The following is a 23,286-nucleotide window of genomic DNA, read 5'->3' as shown; positions in this document are numbered from 1 at the left end:
CATTGATTTGATTCTGCTAATTCTTAAATTCTGTAAATTCTGATCTATACATGCTCCTGCTTAAAAACATGGTGCAAAACCTTGCCCCGCAACTCATCCGGCAAAAAGGGTTTCATCACAATATCATCAAAACCTATTCTGATGGCATCGTCTTCAACATCTTTGGGCATATTGGCAGTTAGGGCTATGATAGGAATATTTACGCCGTTTAAACGCATGCGCCTCGTAGCTTCGTAACCATCCATTACAGGCATTTGCAAATCCATCAATACTAACCGGTGCTTATTGGTATCCAGCAAATCTAAGGCCTCTTGTCCGTTTGTGGCTACGTTGGTAGTAGCACCCCAACGCTTTAAATAAGTTTGAGCAACCAATACGTTCATCGGATTATCATCAACCAATAGTATATCAATACCGTTAAGCAGCTTGTCCGAATCGTCAGCCTTTGCTTTAGCCTGCGTAGGTTCGGGCTTAAGGGTTGCCTTTTCAAATGTTTTAATAAAATAGAATATCGAACCAACCTCTTCTTCACTTATCAACTGCAGCGCGCTGTTTTGTAATTCGAGGATCTTTTTACTGATAGCCAGTCCTAAGCCAGTACCACCAAAACTGCGGGAAATTGATGAGTCGGCCTGGGTAAAGCGCTCGAAGATTAGTTTCTGCTTTCCACGAGGGATGCCGATGCCGGTATCCTTTACAAATACCATCAGCGTGGCCGATGTTTCTGTTTGCTCTTTTACTTCGATGCCTAAAACTACCTCACCACTTGGTGTAAACTTAATGGCATTATGCACCAAATTGGTTATTACCTGCGAGATGCGTGTTGGGTCGCCCAATACTTTATGTTGTAGCTTTTTGTCCAAGTCGAGCCTCAAACCTATACCTTTATCATGTGCCGTGGTTTGCAGGCCGCCTACCACATTGCGGGCAATGGCTGCCAGATCCATTTCAATGTTTTCAAACGTGATCTTTCCGGCCTCTATCTTGTTATAATCCAGCACATCATTCACAATGGCCAGTAGGTTATTGGCCGAAAACAGCATCACGTCCAGATGCTCTACCTGGTCGGGCCGTGGGTTGCTTTTAAGCAACAGGTGGCTCATACCTATAACCGAGTTTAGCGGTGTACGGATCTCGTGGCTCATGGTGCTCAAAAACTCGCTTTTCACCTTTAAGCCTTGCTCAGCTTCGGCCTTGGCTTTTTTCAGCACAAATGATACCCGGTGAGCTAATACCAACGATTGTAAAAAGAAAAAAGTGAGATAAGCCAAAAAACTGACAAGCTGCAGCGGCGGCATCAGTCCCCAGTAATGAAACAACGAGATCCCAAATACCGACATTAACGCGAAGGCGCTCCACAAAGCATAAACAGAACCAGGCCTATCATTACGCCATGCCTGCGAATACACATATGGAATGTAAACGAGGCAAAACAGCATCACCACTAAAAACGGGTTAACCAATTGTGTAAAGATCCAGGCGGGCAATACCAACGAGGCTAACGTGAACAAAGCACAAACAACAGTAATAATATTCACTATCCGCCTGTTTATATCAAGCGGGTATAGGTAGCGGCTATATAAACCAAATAGGCCTATCCCTAAAAACAGGCTCATGTACTCAATGCGGGCGGTTACGTACCAATCAATATCGGGCAATAAACTGTGTAATACATAATTATCTGTACCGATAATGCGGTAGCTATACACAATAGAAAACAAGGCGAATAACAGGATAGCTTTGTCCCGGCTACCCAAAAGGTATAGCCCCAGGAAAAACAAACCGCCCATGATCAAACAGCCGGTAAGCAACAGATCGATCCCTTCGGCCCTGTGCCTTGCCAGTGCGATCTCTTCTCTCGGCCCAATATACATCGATTTGCTAATGCCACCTTTGCTGTGCACAAAATTGGCTATCTGCAGGGTAAGCCTAACCGTATCCATATCAGCAGGCAAATCCACGGATTTGTATTCCCAATGCGGTACAAAACCGGTTTCGGAGGTACTGATCTGCCCGTTTTGCGCGCATTCTTTATTGTTTACAAACAAACGATAAGCACAATAAGTATCGGGCATGGAAATACGAAGATCGTGACTGCGGGGTGGTAATAAAATGGTTAACCGGTAGGTTGCGTAGCCATAAGCGGGCAATTCCTTCCCCTTCCATTTAAAACCGTTCCATTTAAACGGAAACTCAACCAATAGCCTGTTTTTAATGCCAGCTGTATCACTGGGGTTAACAAACTGGTTCCAATAGAACTGCCAGTATCCGCGAAGTTCAACTTTAGTATCAATGGGATGGTCGCGCAGATCGAGTACGCCGTGTACAGCAGCAACATAATTAGTGGCCCGGGCAACTTTGGTAAATACGCCCGACAGAATAAAAAATAGAAAACAAACAAACCACCTGATTTTCATCGCTTTAACAAAACACCAAAAAAACTTTAATTAATGGCGTTAGGATTGTACTTATATGCAAACGCTCTGCCAAATGTAGCCGGGTTTTTATACAATTTTTCCTAATAAGATGTGAATATAACAACCGTTAAGAATATATATTATTATTTGGTTGGAGTTCTTTACAGATATAAACGATAGGTTAATTTCTGTCACAATTAAATAGTTTTAGTTAATCGCATAATCCTGATCCGATTATATTGCTGGAGTAAAACCGGGTAAAAATTATAGATAACATTACTAATGGTGATTGCTGCAGCCATAATAAATTTTCTGTCTACGAAAGCCGCCGCTGTAGTAAATAAAAAAAACAACAGGCACATCATGTGAAAGCGTTCGTACATGTTTGTGGTTTTGAGATACGCTGCCGGATCATTTTTTTGAGCGATGACCTGGTAACCGGGTTTGTTTTTACGCGAGATACTGTTTGCGATATCGCCATGCTGAACAAATTTGCGGATAAACCTAACCCCTAAGCGCTCATAAAACGCGGTGCTTCTGCTTAGTTGAAACTTAGCCATTGCTTTTTGCGGGAGAAAAATGGGAATTAAACTAATGGTGATGAAGATGTAAAAAGCCGGCGTTAATCCTACAGAAAACCAATACACAACTATGGCCGCAAAAAGAGTATCGTCCAGAAAAAGTTGATGAATTGGTTCATAGTAGCTAACGCTCAAAATCTAATATCGTGATTTTGAACTTAAATTGAATAAACTCCAATCAACAGCAACCGCTTGTAGATACGAGGCACCTACGGAGCCGAAACACTCTTTTGCTATTTTCTATAAACACGATACCCCTACGGGGTGCTCAGCATAGCTTTTAAAACTCCGTTAGGAGTACTGTGTTTATAGTTCAGGTTTACGAAAATTCCGGCTCCGTAGGTGCCTCGTGTAGATGATTGATATTAATCTTACAACTTCACCTGCAAGGTTAAAAAATAGCTCCTCGCGTTAGCCGGGATAATACCAGGCCCCGGATAGCTATCGGCCCGTCGGGTAAAATAACGCTTATCGGCCAGGTTATTTACCGATCCTTCCAGCGTGAGTATTTTACTTAGATCATATTGAGCTGAAAAGTCCATTACGGTATAAGCAGGTACCAGGCCGTCGATAGCGTTGGTGGTTAATACCGCGTTGGTTGCATCTGTAAACTGCGAACTGGTATAGGCCAACTGGTAATTAGCTTTGAAATGTTGATATTGAAAATTTAAACCGGTTTTAAATATAACACTGGGTGCCAGTTCAACTTTTTTGCCTTCGTAGGCGGCTTCTTTACTGTTTACGTATCGTGCATTGATAAGTGCCAGGTTGCTGAATACTGATAATTTGGTATCGCCCGGGTGCTTGTTGATAAAATGCAGGAGTTCCAATTCGGCAAATGATTCCAGGCCAAGATTGCGCGATTGCGATACATTGGTACGATATAGTTGAACATTATTGGTTGAATCTACCCTTAATATCGTCCCTATCCGGTTGTTATAATTGATGTAGAAAACACTCACATCATAGTTAAGCACGCCATTTATATTACCACGGAAACCCAGATCGGCCGAGTAACCTTTTTCGTCGCTCAGGTTGGGGTTAGTTTGGCGATTTTGGTTGGCCGACCTAAAATCGTTAAAATTGATACCCCGGTAGTTTTGCGAGATATTGGCATAAAACTGCGCAGCTTCACTTTTATAATAGCTTAAACCGATGCCACCTATCAAAAAGTGGCGGCGGCGGTCTTTATTTTCATCTATCTTCTGGCTAAAAAAAATATTCCCCGCCCCATCCTTCCTGGTATTGGTATAAAAACCATCTGCCTTAGTAATAATGTTTTCGTATCTGAGGCCGGGGATAATGCTAAACTTTGGCGTTAACCTAAATATGTTTTCGGCGAATAAGGCTACATTGTAATTGGGGAATTTATATTTCGAATAGGCGTACGAGTCATCATTGCCAATAAAATTAAAATCGGAACGTTTTCCGGTCGAACCATCATTACCCTGCCCCTGCTGCCTATCAGTGTTGCCTTTGTAATACCTTAGGCCAAACAACAGGTTTTGCGGGTTGCCATTCAAATTATAGGTATATAACAGGCGGCTTTCGTTACCATAATTAAGGTATTTATCCCGATACAGATCGCGCGGACCGCCTGCATCCGGACGGTAAATAAAATTCAAATTACCCAAGGCATCCCTGTTTGCCGAAAGGCCGAAAAAACGGGAGTTAAATTTAAGGTTATTGTTGATCTGGTAATCTAACAGCACCGCGCCAAGGTTCCAGTTCACTTTAAACCAGTTACGCGCCCGTACCGATTGATGCGGATCGGCAGCAAATTCATCATCCGTTAAACCGCCCGGCTGGTGGGCAAGGTAATCCATAAAGGTGTATTGAAAGGTAAGCGTGAACTTATCTGTAGGCTTGTAGGTTACCGACGTATAGCCAAGATTTACGTTGAATTGAGAGTTTGGCCGCCAGTCGTCGCCTTGTTTATGCTGAAAAAAAACGTAATACTGCACCTTTTTCACTGTGCCGCCAATGCTATTTGTAAAATTGAGAAAATTCCATGAACCCACGGTCTCGCGGGAAGTGAACTCGAAAGGTGTATTTTTCGGACCTTCCTTCATTTGGAAATTGATGATCCCGCCAAACTGCGTGCCGTATTGAAGTGAAGCCGCGCCACGGAGAATCTCTATCCTATCCAATAACTCGGCAGTTGGCGAATAATAGCTTTCAGGATAACCTAAAGCATCGGCGCTAATATCATACCCGTTTTGGCGCGTATTAAAATTAGTAACCCGGTTAGGGCTTAAACCACGGCCGCCAATACTTAACTGGATGCCTGCGCCATCGTTTTCCCAGATGTTAAGGCCTGCTACTTTACTATAGATCTGTCGGGTATTGTTGGTTGCAGCATTAGCCACCTGGTCGCCCAGTACAATTACCTCGCTCTTTTTACCTGCGTTAATGGTTGTACCCTCAACGGCTTTAAGGCGGGTTACGCCAAAGGTTTTCTCTTTTTCGGCTTTTACCTCAACATCTTTTAGTTGTGTTATATCCTGTTCGAGGTTGATGTCCATTGTCAGATCGGCATTTACTTTAATCTCCCGGTCGATGCTTTTAAAACTCACCGCCGATACTACTAATGTATAATTACCGGGTTTAATATTTTTAAGCTGATAGTGGCCGTCGGCATCACAAATTACCCTATAGTTTGTTGCTTTTAAGCTAACCGATGCCGCGGGGATACCCTCGCCGGTAGTAGCTTTAATATCGCCTTTAATGGTAAACGTTTGCGCCGAAATTTTAAGCGCACCGGTTATCATAAACAGGCAGATCAATATAAACGTATTCTTCATTTAGTTTTTGTTGTTAAATGGAGTGATCCATTTTTTATGACCGAAACCCTCCTGTTCATTGGCCAGGTTAACGGTAGTATCAATATAAAGTCTGCTTCCGCTGCCGTTAAGGGTTACGTAGCTCTCCGCTGTTATTACCGGGTGTTTAATACCTTTTTTCTGATATTGGGCAGCGAGAAAATGAGCGTACTGCAGGATCATATCGGGCTGGGTGGCCATCATATTTTCCTGTAGTTGAGTAAGATATTGTGAATTAACGATCTCGGCAGAGTGCCCTGTTTGCGGATCTTTTACATGAAAGAAAGCTGTGCCGCCCTTTTCCATCAGCATTACCCGCCACGAAAAGCGGTAGCCTTCTTCCGTCCAATATAATTTACCGGGGTAAAGCATAAAGCGGAATGGCATCAGTAGCTGAATAATAAAGTGAATGGTTATTATGGTATAAATAGCTTTTATTTTAAATGGAGATGGCTTGTATGCGGTAGATACATTTGGTTCCTGACTTTTGAAGATATTCCTAAAAAAGCCAATGATCCGCAACTGCACATCATCCGAAAAGAAAACAACCGTAACCAATATCATGATATACGGGAACATGCCTATTTTGAAAAACCAGCCCGTTGCCAAATGAAATATAACCACAGCAATGTATGCCAACTTGCGGGTTGGTTTATACAACAATGCGAAGCCTACAAACAGATCGAACAAAGCCCCAAACCAGCAAAACACGTAAGCCACCCAGGCATACTCCATCAAACCGCCAATTACAGGCAATTGACTATTAGCCGGTAGCCAAATGCGCAAGGGCATAGCGGCGATAAGCCAATCGTAATTTAATTTGGATACCCCTGCAAAAAAATAAACCAGCACCAGCTGGGCTTTAAATATATTTACACACCATGCGGGTACCATATTTACATGTATAGCTGGTTTACACCAAACATCAACAGAAAAATAACGGTTGGCAGGTACCAATACCATTAAAAAAGCAAGCACGCTAATGAGATAATAATGATTGAGGTAAAAACTTTTATCGATCAGCTCTACATAAGTAAATCCCAGAAAAAACACCATCGCCGCCAAGCGGTAAAAAAGCCCAATGGCCATCATCAGCGCAGCTAAAGCTATTAAAGCAAACAGCACATACATGCCGGTAGCACCTAAGGGCCTCACCCAATCAAACCCGTAAAAAGTAAAATGCAGTATAGGCTTGATATAAAACGCGCTCACCCATCCCTTTAAAATAAAACGGATGGTGCTGATAAACATAATACCCCCGAATGCCATTCGTAAAACGGCAAGCGGGGCTATGTTTACAGGGGTATTAATAAAGGCTGATAATTTATCCCTCAAAGCGTTGGGCATGGGTTTAGTCTCCGTCGTTATCGCCAAAGGTTATCGCTATTCCTAATTTTGATGTCATATCGGTTTTAAGCAATACCGTAAGCTTTTGCAGCTCGGCATAAGCCGCGGTTACCTGCGCGTTGTTGTTTTTGATATTATCCGATAATGGATCGGTTAATACGTTAAGCTTCGCGATAGAAGTTGTGAACTGGGCTTTGATCGCATCATTAAGCGGTTTGCCATCGGTATAGGTGGCATTGGCTTTTATTAGGTAATCATCCAAACCCAAACCATCGCCAACAGCGCTTTTGCCCAAATAGATATTTTGAACAGCTGCGATATGCAACAAAGCCAATTTAACCGACTCTTTTGAATAATAAGCCTGAACTTTTGTTGGGAAGGTTGTGCCTAACGATTGTATCCCGGCGGGAATACCTATTTCCTGGTTTTTCAGGTTTTCATAATCCTGTATCAGCTGGTTTACCAGTTGCCCTGTCGAGCTGCCTACATCAGTACCATCGGCATTTAAAAAAGTGGTTTTATAAGCACCGTTCCAGGCAGATAATATTGACGCTGCATTGGTTTTCAGCTCGGCAGATAGCGCGGCAAGGTTTTTTTTGCGGTTGGCGGCCAATGCATCGGTAGTATATTGGGCTAAAACAGCTGTATTATCTGCACCTACTCCAAACAACAGGTAATCGATAGCCGGAAAGCCTTTTGCCGATAGGTTTACCAACAGGTTTGGATTGTACACATCATCTTTAATGTTGTTGTTTATTTGGCTAACATTAGTTGGAAATGTATTGGTATTAGCGCGAAAAGTTGCTGTTTCGGCCGGGCCGAAATCAAATGCGGAGGCTGACTGCCATTGCTCGTAAGCGGATTTAAAAGCGGTTTGCAAAGCGGTTAGTTTGGCGGCATCGGGTGCGGTATTAAAAGCGGTAACCGCAGCATCCAAATTAGCAGTAACACTAACGTATTGCGTATAAGCAGGCAGGATAATATTAGTCTCCCAATTGGTAAGCATTGCCTTGCGGTCGAACGAGTTTCCTTTATCGCCACCACCACCATTTGGCGAGCTGCCCGATTTTGAGCATGATTGAATTATAAAAAACGCCGAAACAGCTGTTAAAGCTGTGATAATTATTTTTCGCATAGTATCTGTTTTTATAGTAAAACCACCTGCACATTTTATTGCGCAGATGGCTGTTTATTGATTATTGAGCGATAAAGATTAAAGAATATCTTTTACTGCCTGGAAGTCATATTGAGCGGCTACAGCATCGCGGATCTTGTTCACATCTTCCAACGTTAAATTGTAGAAGTTTTTAGGGAACAAGGCTAACAGGGCATCGATCTGGGCATCTGTGATCTTACGTTTCGGGTTGTATTTTAACGAGTAGATGAAACCGTAGCACTCAGATAAGCGGCTGTTACGCTGAATATCATCGCTGATAGATTCTTTAACTTCTTTAACTTCCTGCAAAGCGGCAGCGGCAGTTAACCTTTCAAAAGCCTGCAAAATAATTGTAGCCTGATCTTGTTTGGTTTTGGTGTCTTTAGCATGAATAGCGGCACGACCTTTCAAGAATGCATCCATCAGCAGCTTGTTGGCTTTATAGCCCGAATCTACCTGGGTGCTGTAGCTACCCCAAAGTTTAGCTCCTGTTTTATTGGTAGGAAAATCGATAGGAACGCCCCAGTAACCGAAGGCCAGGTCCCAGTTGTGCTCCTGCGCGGTACCTTTACCTGCAACTACGGTGCTGTTATCAACAGATTCGGCAATACCGGCACTCATGTAGTTATTTACAATTTGGTAGGTGATCAATCCGCCCATAATGGCTTTGTTAAATACCTGTGCATAGTTAACACCGGCAGCAGTTAACAAAAATTTTGAGCTTGCGTTGGTTGAGCTTACACCCCAGCCTGCCACACCTTTAGCGGCATCTTTGCCCGATGCGGCACCTGTATTTAAGCTATCAACAAAACGGTTAAAATCTGTTTGGAACAACGGCGCGGTTTGATCTTTTAAGTTGATGCCTGCTGTATTGTAAGCAGCGGTAGCAAATGGCGAGCCTGTGTTAGTAAACATACTTTTCAGTTTGGCTACATCAAGCGCGGTGCCTTTAGCTACAGTTGCAGCTTTCATTATGTTTTGCATTTCGGTGATCATACCTAAGCGGGTGGTCGATTCAGAAAAATCAACGTTAGCAAAGTTGTACGTGGTAGGCACATCATACTTTGGTGTAGTATCCGGCGTAGGATTTTTGTCGTTCTTGCAGCTTGCGGCTCCAAGCATAACAACCGAAAACAAGGAAAATACTGTAAGGGTTCTTTTCATTTTGTGGTATTGTTGCGTGTTATTTATAATGGTTCAAAATTAGAACCATCCCATAAGTGCAACAATACCCCCGCGGGGGTATATTTATAATTGGTCTAAATAAGAATTAATATACCCGATAAGTAATACCAGTTCAGCCGCGTTTTTAAAGGTAAAGCCAAGCTTTTTGATGATGTTTTTACGATGTGTACGAACAGTGTGAACGCTTAGAAACAACTCATCTGCAATATCTTTATTAGGCTTTCCCTCGGCAATCAGGTTTACTATTTCGGTTTCGCGCAGGGATAAAACAGGGATTCCCTCTACCTTTTTAGCAGGCAGTTTATCGCCGAATAAAGTTTTCATAGTGCTTTCGCAAAAGTATTGCTCGGCTTTGGCAGTAGCGTAAATGGCGCTGATAAGCTCATCACGGCTGCAGTTTTTGCCAACAAAATTTTTCACCCCCTCGTTCACTACCTCCAATATTTCATTCTTTTGTTTTCGGTTAGAGAGCACGAGCACTTTGGTCAGGTCAAAATCCTGGTGAATCTCCTTAACATCGCCGATATTGAAATTATGAACAGGATCGATATCAATAATAATAACATCAGGCTTTAAATGGGCCAGCATGGTTTTAAGTTGCGCAGGAGTATCGGCAATACCGGCAACATTAATATTGTCAATATCGGCTAAAAGTGAAATTAGTCCCTCGCGGGTAAGCAGTTGATTATCGGCGATGATGAGGTTGAGCATTTAATATATTTAGTCTTATTATAAATAAGACTACGGCAAAGGTAGGTCAGGCGTTGCTTTGGTTTTTTATTTTTTAAAAAGTTTTTTTGCTATTTCGCCTAAAAACGTCATTGCGAGGCACGAAGCAATCGCGAACTACAGGGCAGACCTCCCTATGTGCGATTGCTTCATACCTCGCAATGACGTCTTGGTGATATCTTAATTACCTTTAATCCACTCCCTTAATATTCATTTTAAAAGTATATACAGCTTTAGATGCCGTAATAAACAAAGTATCCTTATTTTTTCCACCGAAGCAGATATTGGCCGTCCACGGTTCGTCAATATCTATGTGACCTATCTTATCCCCTTTTGGATTAACAATGGTTACACCTTTGCCGCACATATAAATATTACCTTTTTCATCGATGGTCATGCCGTCGCAGCCCATGGCTATAAATAAGGTACGGTTGCTTAGCGATCCATCTTTATTGATATCGTAACGATAAGTTTTATTGTCGCCGATATCCGCTACATACAAGGTTTTCCCATCGGGGGTACCAATAATGCCGTTAGGACGTACAAACTTATCATCAACAATTACGGCCGGGCCTTTTCCTTTGGCCAGGTAATACAATTTCATACCGTCCAAATCGGGTTGCTTCCGTGTCCAGTAATCACGTTGGTAGTACGGATCGGTAATGTAGATACCACCATCAGGGCGTACCCAAACATCATTAGGGCCATTAAATTTGTGGCCTTGGTAATCTTTCAGCAGTACAGTTACTTTACCTTTTGGGCTGATTGACCAAAGTTGATCATCAGCATCCGCACAACTGATCAGGTTACCCTTTTTATCAAAGTACATCCCGTTTGATCGGCCCGCGCTATCCAGGAATACAGAAAGCTTGCCATCGGTATCATATTTCCAGATCTTGTTATTAGGCTGATCGGTAAAAAACACATTGCCTTTTTTATCAACCGCCGGGCCTTCGGTAAAGGAGAATTGTTTGGCTACCAACTGCGCTTTGGTATCGGGTGCATAAAGCTCTGTTTGTGCTGATAATTTACCGGTAAGCGCGGATAGTAGTAATATAAGTGCGGGTAGTTTTTTCATGGTTTATACAGGTTACTTTTGGTTTTGCTAAAGTAACACGTTTTTAAAACCAATTATTTTATAGGGGTAAAATATTTGATACAGGTAGTGGTTTTGTATGGTTACAAACGTTTTTGATCATCAAGCAATCTAAAATATTCATCACTGGCTTCGTGAAAATAGTCCTTTCTGTATACATTGCTCCAATCAATTCCCATATAATCGAACGCGCTTACCGAACCAGCTCCATCCATCGAAGTTGTTTTAGTTTCTGATAGGATCGATCCTTTATCGAATACTGCATAACTAACATCGTCTGGCACATCTGCCCATTCTGAATAATACAAAAGCATAAAGCGTCGAAGCGTAAGATCGGTTTGCTTTAATACATAAAGAACGGAGAGCGGGTCTTTACTTTCGCTACCTGATTTGAACACGCTATCTGATTGTTCATCTATTCCATCTAATTTTCCGCTCTCAAACAGATCCAAGAATGAAATAACCGCCCAATAACCGCAGTTAACGGGTATGGTAAGTATATCGCCTTTATAAAAATGAGGCACCGATGCCGGAATGTTAACTTTCTCCTTCGTGATAATACAACTGTAACTTGCCCCCATAAATGATAGTTTATTATCTGCTAAAAATAAAATTTAAAAAACCTATTTTTGCACCTTTATTAAAATACCGTACATCACATGAGTATTGCATTATCCGAACAGGAAATTCTTCGTCGCGAATCCTTACAACAGTTACGTGCATTGGGTATTAACCCATACCCTGCCGAAGCTTTTAATGTTAACGCCTGGGCACAGGACATTGCCGATAATTTTAAGGATAAACCCGAGGCCTACCAGGATGTTGTGATCGCAGGCCGGATCATGAGCCGCCGTATAATGGGCAGCGCATCGTTTGCCGAGTTACAGGATTCAACCGGTCGCGCACAGATCTATCTGAAAAGAGATGACATTTGCCCTGGCGAGGACAAGACATTATACAACACTGTATTTAAAAAACTGCTTGATATTGGCGATTACGTTGGCGTTAAAGGCTACGTATTCACTACCCAAACCGGCGAGATCTCAGTTCACGTACGCGAACTGATCGTGCTTTCAAAATCGTTAAAACCGCTTCCGGTTGTTAAACGTGAAGAAGACGGAACCATTCACGATGGCTTTACCGATCCTGAATTACGTTACCGTCAGCGTTATGTTGATTTAACGGTTAACCCGGCTTACAAACAAATTTTCATCAATCGCTCAAAAGTGATCAGCGCTATGCGAGGTTACTTTAACACCCAGGGCTGGATGGAGGTTGAAACTCCTATCCTGCAGGCCATACATGGCGGTGCGGCGGCACGTCCGTTTGTTACCCATCACAACACGCTGGATATGCCGCTGTATTTGCGTATTGCTAACGAGCTGTACCTGAAAAGGCTTATTGTGGCCGGTTTTGATGGTGTTTATGAGTTTGGTAAAATGTTCCGTAACGAAGGAATGGACCGTACCCACAACCCCGAGTACACTGCCATGGAAATTTATGTAGCCTATAAAGACTATATATGGATGATGGCCATGGTTGAAGAGTGTTTAGAAACTGTTGCCCGTGCCGTTCACGGCATCCCGGTTGTGCAGGTTGGAAATAATGAGATCAATTTTGCAGGCCCGTACGAAAAACTATCCATGTATGATTCGATCCTGAAATATACAGGTATTGATGTGTCGGCGAAGGATGAAGCTGGTTTACGCGAAGTTTGCGCTCAATTGGAAATCGAAGTAAACGAAAGCATGGGTAAAGGCAAATTGGTTGATGAAATATTCAGCGCAAAAGTTGAGCATCAGCTAATTCAACCTACCTATATTACAGATTACCCTATTGAAATGACACCGCTTGCGAAAAAACACCGCAGTAAAGACGGTTTGGTTGAACGTTTCGAGTTGTTTGTGAATGGTAAAGAGATAGGAAACGCGTATTCAGAGTTGAACGACCCTATCGATCAACGCGAGCGTTTTGAAGAGCAACTGATTCTGGCCGGTCGCGGTGATGACGAGGCGATGGCTATGGACGACGACTTTTTACGTGCCCTTGAATATGGTATGCCGCCAACATCAGGCTTAGGCATAGGTATCGACCGTTTGGTGATGTTGATGACCAACCAGAGCACTATCCAGGAAGTATTGTTCTTCCCGCAAATGCGCCCTGAGAAAAAAGCTAAAGTTACCAGCGTAGAAGATTTTGTAAATATCGGCGTACCCGCCGAGTGGGTTCCGGTATTGAATAAAATGGGCTTCAACACCATTGAAGAACTAAAAGCAGGTAACCCTAATAAAGTATTTAACGATTTGGGCGGAATGCGCAAAAAGTTGAAATTGGATATTACTATGCCTACTAAAGATGAGGTAATGGCCTGGTTTAATTAATATATAAATATAATTTAACTGTCACAAAAGGGCGATATCGGATAATGTTCGATATCGCCCTTTTTAGTTGATCCTTAGCTCGTTGCGATAGTCAACCCTCCTTGGATAACAATTTGTTAACAAAACCATAAAAAAAGGAAAACTTTTGATATTAACTTATTCTTTATTATTGTATTATACAACTAATACGCATTATGACTAACTCAATATTAGAGATAACCGAAAACGAATACCTGATCAAATTAAATAGGAGCAACTTTAACCTGTCGTTCATCAGGAGTTTATTAAAACTTGTTGAAGTGGCTAACCCTTCTGAAACTCCAGACTATTCATATACTGACACCTACGTTCAGCCATATCAAAATCACTCGGCTACGCCTGACTATTTTAGCGCCATTGAAGAAAAATAAAAGGGACGCGGTTTACGCGTCCCTTTTATTTTTTTATTCCTTTTCTTTTCACTTTCGTTAAAACTGGCGGTAACCACCTCTAACTACCTGCTGCTTATCCATTTGTGCCATCTGGCCTTTCATCATCTTAATTTGCTCGGTAAGCAATTTATTTTTATCATCTTTTGATGCTTCTGATAACAAACGGGTTGCTTCGCGCTTATCGCGCTTGGCCATCGCTATACCTGCAAGACTCAATTTTGCCAATGCTGTATTGTGCGACATTTTCATGCCTAACGATAAAGCTTTCTTAAAATATTTCTCGGCTTTCATCGGCGCTTTGCGCGATTCGATCAAACCGATCAACAGGTTGTAATAACCGTGCTGGGTTTTGTACAATTGCTTTTCATAATCGGTGATCTTCAATAACCACGCTTCCGATTTTACCGAATCTTCCTTCCTTAAAAAGTACTGGGCAATGATCATGTTCTCGTTAAAAAAGAAGCTTAACAAAACGATACCGCCTAAAAACAAAACTAAAATGCCCCAGCCCCAAAATCCAAATGCACACAGTGCAATTGCTGCTCCCATCACCACACAGGCAATAACTAACCGAACAATGTTTGACATAATTTGTGATACTATATATTAGCGCAAATATCTGTTTATTTGTACGCTAAACCAACATCTATATAAATATTTATGGCGATTGCATTACCACCATCATGGCTTGAGGTTTTAGAGCGGGAATTTAACAAGCCCTACATGGTAAAACTTAGAGAATTTTTAAAAACCGAGCGCGATTCGGGACAAATAGTATACCCCAAAAACGGCGAGATCTTCAACGCTTTTAACACTACCGATTTTCAGGATGTTAAAGTGGTGATATTAGGGCAGGATCCCTATCACGGTGCACACCAGGCACATGGCTTATCATTTTCGGTACAAAAGGGCATCGCTATCCCCCGCTCGTTAATGAATATCTATAAGGAGTTGCAGACTGATATACCCGGATTTACACCTCCATCGCACGGCAACCTCGAAGAGTGGGCCAAACAAGGCGTACTATTATTAAATGCTACGCTTACCGTAAGGGCCAGTACCCCAGGCTCACATCAAAAACGAGGCTGGGAAGAATTTACCGATCATGTGATCAAAACTATCTCTGATAAAAAAGAAGGTATCGTATTTATACTATGGGGAGCCTTTGCACAATCAAAAGCGGTATTGATTGATGAGAAGAAGCATTTCATCATCCGCTCGCCGCACCCATCGCCGTTCTCTGCCGATCGTGGTTTTTTTGGCAGTAAACCTTTTTCGAAAACTAATGAGATCTTGAAAAAAGAAGGTAAACAGCCGATTGATTGGCAAATACATTGAGAAGAGAAGCAGGACGACAAGAATCAGGAGACAAGATTTTTTGAGTTGTAACACATCTCAAAACGTCATTGAGGTACGAAGCAATCCCCAATTAGCTGAGCGGCTACGCAAATCCGCCCTGTACAGTCGGGGATTGCTTCGTACCTCGCAATGACGGCTTCTATATGTTGTCAGACGGTCTTTTATAAACAACAAGAGCCAAGAAATAAAAGATATCCATCTTCCTTTCTTGACTCTTGATTCTAACAGTCTTAAATCTCTATCTTAATATTCCAGCGGCACTATCGGTTCCTTTTTACTGGTCGACATGATCATCATGGTCTGAAAAGTTTTAACCACAGTGATGCGGCTTATCTTTTCCATGATCAGTTGTTCGTAAGATTTGATGTCGCGCACGTAAACCTTCAGCAAAAAATCGCACTGACCGGTTACGTGGTGGCATTCTGTAACCTCCTTGATATTTTTTATCTCATCCAAAAAAGTCTGGATGGTGTTTTTCTGGTGAAAATCAAGCGAGATCTGGATAAAGGTTTTGATACCTAACCCTAATTTCTCCTCATCTACCAGTGCATGATAGCTTTTTATATATGCCGCGTTCTCAAGTTTACGCACGCGCTCAAGCGTTGGAGCGGGCGAAAGCCCTATCTCATTAGATAGTTGAAGGTTGGTTATCCTTCCGTTTTCCTGTAAAATCTTGAGTATCTGTAGGTCTATTTTATCTAATTCAGCAGCCATAGTTGTTAGCAAATATAATATTTTCCCCGCTTTACAAAATTTAATTTTTCGTGAAAGTAATTAAGCAGAAACATATTTCTTAACGTTGAAATTTTTAGATTAGTCTAAATTATTTATTAGATTTGTTTAAATGAATACTTTAGCCGAGGAAAACTACTTAAAAGCCATCTATCATCTCACTGTAAATGATGGCAATGCGAGCACAAACAGCATCGCTTCCTCGCTAAATACCAAAGCATCTTCGGTTACGGATATGCTCAAAAAGCTTGCCGATAAAGCTTTGATCAACTATATCCCCTATCAGGGTGTGAGCCTAACAACCTCTGGCGAGAAGATCGCCTTAGGAATTATTCGCAGGCACCGGCTCTGGGAATATTTTTTGGTGGAGAAACTCAACTTTAAATGCGATGAAGTTCATGACCTTGCCGAAGAGATGGAACATATCTCATCGCAACAACTCATCGACCGGCTGGACGAGTTTATGGGCTACCCCAAACATGATCCTCATGGAGACCCAATCCCAGATTGCGACGGCAATTTTAGTAGTGACGAGTTAAAGCTGGTTTCGGCAGCCCTGATCAACCAAACCGGCGTGATCTCGGGTGTCCGTGACCATAGTCCTTCGTTTTTGCAATACCTCGATAAGCAGGAACTTACTATAGGTTGCCGGGTGACAGTGACCGATATTATAGAGTACGACCATTCGGTTACCCTTTTACTAAACAACAAAAAGATACATATCAGCCGCGAAGTGGCTAATAACATACTGATAGCAAATGAATAACACCAATAGCGAATCCTTAGGAAATGTACACGGATCGGTATCCACCGAAAACAAAACCGGCTGGCGCAAATTAATGGCCTTTTTGGGCCCTGCCTACCTGGTGAGCGTTGGATATATGGACCCGGGCAACTGGGCAACCGATATCGCGGGTGGCAGCGCCTTTGGATACAAATTGATCTGGGTGCTTTTTGTATCTAACATGATAGCGTTGTTATTGCAATCACTTGCGGCACGGTTAGGTATAGTTCGTGGACTTGACCTGGCACAGGCTTCAAAAAATGCTTATCCCCGCTTTGCTAACTTTTGGCTTTATATACTTGCTCAAATCGCCATTGTAGCCTGTGATCTGGCCGAGATCATTGGTATGGCCATCGGCTTGAAGCTTTTATTTCACTTGCCGCTGATCTGGGGCGTGTCCCTTACTATTACCGATACCGTGCTGATGCTTTATTTAATGAATAAAGGCATGCGTAAGCTGGAGGGCTTTATCATTTCAATGATATTTATAGTAGGCCTTTCTTTTTTAGTAGAGATGTTTATTGTACATCCCGATGTGGTGGAAGTTGCCAAAGGGTTTATCCCCGGCAACCTATTTAAAGGCGATAAAATGAGCCAGCAGATGCTGTACATTGCGATTGGTATTATCGGCGCTACCGTAATGCCTCATAACCTATACCTGCACTCATCATTAGTACAAACCCGTAAAATTACCCGTACCGAAGAAGGCTTCCGCTCGGCTATCAAATTCAACCTGTTTGATACCGTTATAGCACTTAACCTGGCATTTTTTGTAAACGCGGCTATATTGATATTAGCCGCCGCTTCTTTTTTCAGGAATGGCTATTTTGAAGTAGCCGAAATTCAGGATGCCTACAAACTATTAGAACATATTTTTGGCGCAATAGCTCCTACCCTTTTTGCCATAGCGCTGATAGCCTCAGGCCAAAGCTCAACCATTACAGGTACGCTGGCGGGGCAAATTATTATGGAGGGGCATATTAACCTGCGTATCGAACCCTGGTTGCGTAGGCTTTTAACCCGTTTGCTGGCTATTGTTCCTGCCGTATTTACTATTCTTTATTATGGCGAAGATGGACTGAGCAAACTACTGATATTAAGCCAGGTGGTGTTAAGTCTGCAATTAGGTTTCGCGGTTATCCCCTTGATCCATTTTACATCCGACAGGAAACGGATGGGCAAATTCGCTATTGGTAGTTTAACCCGCATCTTGGCATGGGCAAGCGCGTTATTGATAGTTGCACTGAACGCCAAGCTGGTGTACGAGCAAATTGCCGATTGGATTGGAGAAACATCATCACCTGTATTGATTTATGCAATAGTAGTTCCAATAGTAATTGGAATAGCCATATTATTAGTATATGTTTTCTTAAGACCATTACTGTTTAAACATTACGACCGGCCAGCTATAGTGCCACACGGCATTGCCAATGCCATTACCGAGCTTGATGCCATTACCTATAATCACATCGGCGTAACTATCGATTTTTCGAGCAATGATACCGAGTGCCTTCGCCATGCTATAATGCAGGGTGGTAAAACGGCAAGTTACACGTTGATCCACGTAGTTGAAACAGCCGGAGCGCGATACTACGGCGGCCAGGTAATGGATAACGAAACCCAGGTTGATTTTGATAATCTCGACAAATACGTTTGTGCGTTAAAAAACCTTGGCTATACCGCCGATGGACAAATTGGCTACGGCAACCCCGCCAGTGCCATTGCAGAAATTGTAAAAAACGAGCAGATTGATTTTATCGTAATGGGATCGCACGGGCATAAGGCTTTGAAAGATCTCATATTCGGCACAACAGTAAATTCGGTGCGACATATGGTGAATGTGCCGGTGCTGGTGGTAAAGCCAACTTCAAACTAATTTTGTAAGTTTGCGGTTCGAATAAATTATGAGCCAGGATAACATCTACATAAAAAATAAAAAAGCTTACTTCGAGTATCATATACTTGATAAGTACACAGCAGGCATACAGCTGCTGGGTACCGAGATCAAATCGATACGCCAGGGGAAAGCCAATATTAACGACGCTTTTTGCACGTTCATCAACAACCAGTTGTATGTACGCAACCTCCATATTTCTGAATATTCATTTGGCTCGTTCTACAATCACGAGGCTAAACGCGACAGGATACTTTTACTTAACAAGAAAGAGCTTAAAAAACTTCAAACCCGTGGCGAAGAAAAAGGATTGACCATAGTGCCGCTTGCCCTTTTTATCAGCGAGCGCGGTTTTGCAAAACTGGAAATAGGATTGGCTCAAGGCAAAAAGACTTTTGATAAGCGCGAAACTATGAAGGAGCGCGACACGAAAATTGAATTGGATAGGGTGATGAAAAGGTAGTTTTGATTTCGGATTTGGGAATTGGGATTTCGGATTGAAGAATCAGTAAAATCAAATCCCAAATCTTTTAATCCATAAATCCGATATCGAACATCCGAAATACGAAATCACCCTACCACGCCTTATCCCCTACCAAAGGCACAAACCTAAAGGTATCCAGCACTATCTTCTCGTAATCGTTTTCAGCAACTTTAAGGATAGTTACCATCTTTTGGGTTTCTTCATCCCCTACCGGGATCACAAGGATACCACCTATATTTAATTGCTTTAACAATACTTCGGGCACAGTTGGTGCGCCGGCTGTTACGATGATCTTATCGTAAGGTGCGTATTCGGCTTTACCAATCGATCCATCGCCCAGAAAAAAATGCGCGTTATAGCCCATTTCATTAGGCAATACAAATTTAGTGCGATGATATAGTTTTTCCTGTCTTTCTATGGTGTAAACGTTAGCACCAAGCTCAAGCAAGATACAGGTTTGATAACCCGATCCTGTACCGATCTCTAACACCTTATCTCCCCTGCGAATGTGCAATAATTCGGTTTGATAAGCTACGGTATATGGCTGTGATATGGTTTGCCCCTCACCTATTGGGAAGGCAATATCCTGGTAGGCCTTATTCCAAAAAGTTTCATCGAAAAAGTAATGACGTTTTACCGTGCCTATGGCTTCTAATACGTGCTCGTCGCCTATCCCTTTTTTTCGTAAAACATCAACCAACCTTTTGCGGGCACCTTGTTCGCGGTAATTATCAATATACTTGTAAGCCATTTTCAAAGGCAAAGTTAACACGATTTTTGGGATGCTTTGTGCTGATAGTCCATTTTAAACTACAGTGACGTTTATGTGGTTCATTCATAAAAAATTAAAGTTTGCACATTGGCTATAACAAATGAAAACGCCGTTTATAGCCAAACCGGAAAACTTATGATAAAACAAAAACGCCGGGCTTATCGTCCGGCGTTTTATTTATTCTGATCAGAGTTTTATACTTCTCTTGAAGGATCCCATTTCTCAAGATAATCGGCAACACGCCTTACAAATGATCCTCCTAAAGCACCGTCAACAACCCTATGGTCGTATGATAATGAAAGGAACATCATATGGCGGATAGCGATCACATCGCCTTCCTTAGTTTCAATTACAGCTGGTTTTTTCTTGATAGCGCCTACGGCTAAAATAGCTACCTGCGGCTGGTTGATAATAGGCGTACCCATCACGTTACCAAACGAACCTACGTTGGTAATAGTAAATGTGCCTTCTTTAACATCATCAGGCAACAATTTACCGATACGTGCACGGCCAGCCAGGTCATTAACCGCTTTGGTTAAACCTACAAGGTTCAATTCATCAGCCTTTTTAATTACCGGTACTATCAGGTTACCACTTGGCAAAGCTGTTGCCATGCTGATGTTGATAGCAGCTTTCTTGATGATTTGCGTACCGTTAACGGTTACGTTGATCATCGGGAAATCTTTAATAGCTTTAACAACCGCTTCGATAAATATTGGCGTAAAGGTTATTTTCTCACCTTCGCGTTTTTCAAAACTGTTTTTGATCTTCTCTCGCCATAACACAAGGCTGGTAACATCGGCCTCAACAAACGAGGTTACGTGCGGCGATGTCTGCTTGCTCATCACCATATGATCGGCAATTAAGCGGCGCATCCTGTCCATCTCAATGATCTCGTCGGCGCCTGATGTTGAAGTTGCCGGCGCACTTGCAGGCTTACTTTCCTGAACAGGTGGTGCTTGTTCAACTTTAGGTTCTTCAGCCTTAACCGCAGGCTCAGCAGGTACGGCGGCAGACGGAGCAGGCTCTTGCTCTGCTACTGTTGGTTGCGTTTCGTTGACAGCAACGGGTTGTTGTTGTTCTTCTTCTTTAACAATATCAGCTACCGGTACAGGCGGCGGAACCAACGATTCGGTTGATGGAATAACCGTTTCAATTGGCGGACTTACCAGCTCAACCGGTGGCGGTACATTTTGTGTATTTGCAGCCGGAGCCGAAGTTTTAGCCTGCAGATAATTCAACAGGTCGTCCTTAGTTAAACGGCCATCAGAACCTGTACCTGGAATAGTATCCAGTTCGTTAGTGCTAATGCCCTCCTGCGCGGCAATATTCCTTACCAATGGCGAATAAAAACGACCTTCGGCTTTAAAAGCGGGAATAACAGGTTCAGCTTTTTGTTCCAGCTGATCGATACCCGGAATGCCAGCCAGGTTTTCGGGCTGTTCGTTCACCTCCGGTTGCGGCTCATTTTTTACTTCGGTAAAAGGGATGGCCTCGTGGTATGTATCTGTAGTTTTAAATTCTTCAACGGGTTGTGAAGTGATGGTTTCGGTAACCGGCTCGGGAGCAGGCGTAGCTTCCGGCTCTTCAGTTTCAATAATAGCGATAACTGCCCCAACCTGTACAACATCATTTTCTTTGTACAATTGTTCAACCAATTTACCGGCAACAGGCGATGGCACATCCGAGTCTACCTTATCGGTAGCGATCTCCATCACCGCGTCATCAGCAGCTACCTTATCTCCGGGGTTTTTAAGCCATTTAATAACAGTCGCTTCCGCAACACTCTCCCCCATTTTCGGCAACAAAAGTTGGTATTTAGCCATACGTAGAATATACTTTGACCCCAAAAATATAGATTTAAACCTTTACTTTTCAATTTCTGCCAGTAAAGTATTCAACATTGATAAGGCCATTACCGCGCTCCTTTCGATGTTTTGCCGGCGTTTACTACCAAATGTGTATTTCTTTATCAACGATTTTTGTTTGCCTGCAACTGCAATCCACACAGTGCCAACGGGTTTGTCTTCCGAGCCTCCGCCGGGGCCTGCAACGCCGGTGATTGCTACTGCAAAATCCGATTTAAAATTTAACAGCGCGCCCTCCACCATTTCTGTCACGGTTTCTTCGCTAACTGCTCCGTGTTGCCACAAAGTTTCATTTTTTACGCCCAAAATACTTTCCTTTAACTCGTACGAATACGATATCGCGCCACCCAAAAACACCAACGATGAGCCGGGATGCTGCGTAAATAAATGAGATAAATATCCACCGGTACAACTCTCGGCTACAGATAGGGTAAGCTTACGGCTTTCCATCATATCCAGTATGGCTTTTTCAAGCGGGATATCCTTGTCAATTACAAAAGGTGTACCTATACGTTCAATAAGGCGGGCAGCAAACTGATCAACTTCTGCTTGCAACATTGCCTCATCTTCGCCAAAGGCACTCAGGCGCAAACGTACCTGGCCCAGTTTGGGCAAATAAGCCAGTTTAATGTGCGATGGCAGATCATTCTCAATATCGGCTATCCTTTCAGCAAGGAAAGATTCGCCTTCGCCTACGGTAAGTAAAGTTTTATGGATAATAACAGGCAGTTTCAGCGTGGCCTTGATCTTTGGGATCACCTGCCCTTCCATCATGTACATCATTTCGAAAGGCACGCCCGGCATCGACACATAAATAACGCCGTTATGGTTAAACCACATTCCTGGTGCCGTACCGTTCAGGTTAAGCACCACCTCGCAATTGGCGGGTACCAATGCCTGTTGTTTATTGATCTCGAGCAAAGGGCGGTTGTACTTCGCAAAAATGCGTTCTACATTGGCCATCGCGTCTTTATCTTCTACCAGTTCAACGCCAAAATATTCGGCCAGGGTTTTCTTGGTGATATCATCCTTGGTTGGGCCTAAGCCTCCTGTAATAAAAATAACATTGGCACGACCGGCAGCTTCCGACAAAGCTTTCAATATATGCTCCCTATCATCACTTACCGACGAGATCTGCTTCACCCTTAAACCGATCTTGTTTAACTCGGTGGCCATCCAGGCCGAGTTGGTATCAACAATTTGTCCGATCAATATTTCGTCGCCGATGGTAATTATTTCTGCCAGCAT

General features: G+C 42.7%; 20 protein-coding genes. 6 read left to right on the top strand and 14 right to left on the bottom strand.

What is annotated here, in order from left to right; translation table 11 throughout:
• Positions 1–44: 44 nt before the first annotated feature.
• From AAFN85_RS06850 to AAFN85_RS06810, 9 genes are all read right to left on the bottom strand, one after another.
• Positions 45–2,417: a response regulator gene (locus AAFN85_RS06850; RefSeq protein WP_347526323.1), complete on the bottom strand. Its 2,373-nt coding sequence runs from the start codon at positions 2,415–2,417 to the stop codon at positions 45–47.
• A gap of 197 nt (positions 2,418–2,614) precedes the next feature.
• A complete protein-coding gene (locus tag AAFN85_RS06845; RefSeq protein WP_347526322.1) occupies positions 2,615–2,977 on the bottom strand; it encodes a hypothetical protein in 363 nt (120 codons plus the stop codon).
• 392 nt (positions 2,978–3,369) lie between these two features.
• Positions 3,370–5,802, bottom strand: a complete 2,433-nt coding sequence (locus AAFN85_RS06840) for a TonB-dependent receptor (protein WP_347526321.1) — start codon at positions 5,800–5,802, stop codon at positions 3,370–3,372.
• Positions 5,803–7,167 carry an HTTM domain-containing protein gene (locus AAFN85_RS06835; RefSeq protein WP_347526320.1) on the bottom strand — a complete coding sequence of 455 codons (1,365 nt, stop codon included), beginning with the start codon at positions 7,165–7,167 and terminating at the stop codon, positions 5,803–5,805.
• A gap of 4 nt (positions 7,168–7,171) precedes the next feature.
• A complete protein-coding gene (locus AAFN85_RS06830) occupies positions 7,172–8,302 on the bottom strand; it encodes an imelysin family protein (protein ID WP_347526319.1) in 1,131 nt (376 codons plus the stop codon).
• A gap of 78 nt (positions 8,303–8,380) precedes the next feature.
• A complete protein-coding gene (locus AAFN85_RS06825) occupies positions 8,381–9,487 on the bottom strand; it encodes a DUF4856 domain-containing protein (protein WP_347526317.1) in 1,107 nt (368 codons plus the stop codon).
• Positions 9,488–9,571: 84 nt separating this feature from the next.
• Positions 9,572–10,219 (bottom strand): response regulator transcription factor, encoded by a 648-nt coding sequence (locus AAFN85_RS06820; protein ID WP_347526316.1) that lies wholly within the window; start codon positions 10,217–10,219, stop codon positions 9,572–9,574.
• 208 nt (positions 10,220–10,427) lie between these two features.
• Complete coding sequence (locus AAFN85_RS06815; protein WP_347526315.1) at positions 10,428–11,315, bottom strand: SMP-30/gluconolactonase/LRE family protein; 888 nt, start codon at positions 11,313–11,315, stop codon at positions 10,428–10,430.
• Positions 11,316–11,416: 101 nt separating this feature from the next.
• Entirely contained in the window at positions 11,417–11,914 is a 498-nt protein-coding gene (locus AAFN85_RS06810; RefSeq protein WP_347526314.1) for a hypothetical protein, read from the bottom strand.
• Positions 11,915–11,992: 78 nt separating this feature from the next.
• Here AAFN85_RS06810 and lysS point away from each other — a divergent pair, with 78 nt between their 5' ends.
• Together lysS and AAFN85_RS06800 are read left to right on the top strand one after the other, a co-directional pair.
• Positions 11,993–13,714 (top strand): lysine--tRNA ligase, encoded by a 1,722-nt coding sequence (gene lysS / locus AAFN85_RS06805; protein ID WP_347526313.1) that lies wholly within the window; start codon positions 11,993–11,995, stop codon positions 13,712–13,714.
• A 194-nt stretch (positions 13,715–13,908) separates the two neighbouring features.
• Positions 13,909–14,124: a hypothetical protein gene (locus AAFN85_RS06800; protein WP_347526312.1), complete on the top strand. Its 216-nt coding sequence runs from the start codon at positions 13,909–13,911 to the stop codon at positions 14,122–14,124.
• A 57-nt stretch (positions 14,125–14,181) separates the two neighbouring features.
• Here AAFN85_RS06800 and AAFN85_RS06795 read toward each other — a convergent pair whose 3' ends face one another.
• Positions 14,182–14,733, bottom strand: a complete 552-nt coding sequence (locus tag AAFN85_RS06795; RefSeq protein WP_347526310.1) for a DUF2892 domain-containing protein — start codon at positions 14,731–14,733, stop codon at positions 14,182–14,184.
• A gap of 72 nt (positions 14,734–14,805) precedes the next feature.
• Between AAFN85_RS06795 and ung the strand changes: the two genes are divergently transcribed.
• A complete protein-coding gene (gene ung, locus AAFN85_RS06790; RefSeq protein ID WP_347526308.1) occupies positions 14,806–15,483 on the top strand; it encodes a uracil-DNA glycosylase in 678 nt (225 codons plus the stop codon).
• 264 nt (positions 15,484–15,747) lie between these two features.
• On the opposite strand, the gene AAFN85_RS06785 is transcribed toward ung, so the two are convergent.
• Positions 15,748–16,218, bottom strand: coding sequence for an Lrp/AsnC family transcriptional regulator (locus tag AAFN85_RS06785; RefSeq protein WP_347526306.1), 471 nt, complete (start codon positions 16,216–16,218; stop codon positions 15,748–15,750).
• 130 nt (positions 16,219–16,348) lie between these two features.
• Between AAFN85_RS06785 and AAFN85_RS06780 the strand changes: the two genes are divergently transcribed.
• Genes AAFN85_RS06780 through smpB form a run of 3 tightly spaced genes read left to right on the top strand, consistent with a single transcriptional unit; the run spans position 16,349 to position 19,377 of the window.
• Positions 16,349–17,002 carry a metal-dependent transcriptional regulator gene (locus tag AAFN85_RS06780; protein WP_347526305.1) on the top strand — a complete coding sequence of 218 codons (654 nt, stop codon included), beginning with the start codon at positions 16,349–16,351 and terminating at the stop codon, positions 17,000–17,002.
• Positions 16,995–18,896, top strand: a complete 1,902-nt coding sequence (locus AAFN85_RS06775; protein WP_347526303.1) for an Nramp family divalent metal transporter — start codon at positions 16,995–16,997, stop codon at positions 18,894–18,896. Before AAFN85_RS06780 ends, AAFN85_RS06775 begins: the two co-directional genes overlap by 8 nt.
• Before the next feature lie 28 nt (positions 18,897–18,924).
• Positions 18,925–19,377, top strand: a complete 453-nt coding sequence (smpB, locus tag AAFN85_RS06770; protein WP_347526302.1) for an SsrA-binding protein SmpB — start codon at positions 18,925–18,927, stop codon at positions 19,375–19,377.
• Between the two features lie 112 nt (positions 19,378–19,489).
• On the opposite strand, the gene AAFN85_RS06765 is transcribed toward smpB, so the two are convergent.
• From AAFN85_RS06765 to AAFN85_RS06755, 3 genes are all read right to left on the bottom strand, one after another.
• Positions 19,490–20,149, bottom strand: coding sequence for a protein-L-isoaspartate(D-aspartate) O-methyltransferase (locus tag AAFN85_RS06765; protein ID WP_347526301.1), 660 nt, complete (start codon positions 20,147–20,149; stop codon positions 19,490–19,492).
• A 215-nt stretch (positions 20,150–20,364) separates the two neighbouring features.
• Complete coding sequence (locus tag AAFN85_RS06760; RefSeq protein ID WP_347526300.1) at positions 20,365–21,996, bottom strand: 2-oxo acid dehydrogenase subunit E2; 1,632 nt, start codon at positions 21,994–21,996, stop codon at positions 20,365–20,367.
• A 42-nt stretch (positions 21,997–22,038) separates the two neighbouring features.
• Positions 22,039–23,286, bottom strand: coding sequence for a competence/damage-inducible protein A (locus AAFN85_RS06755; RefSeq protein WP_347526299.1), 1,248 nt, complete (start codon positions 23,284–23,286; stop codon positions 22,039–22,041).

The sequence above is a fragment of the Mucilaginibacter sp. CAU 1740 genome, assembly GCF_039839285.1.
GTDB lineage: Bacteria > Bacteroidota > Bacteroidia > Sphingobacteriales > Sphingobacteriaceae > Mucilaginibacter.
This window is presented reverse-complemented; position numbering and strand designations above follow the sequence as displayed.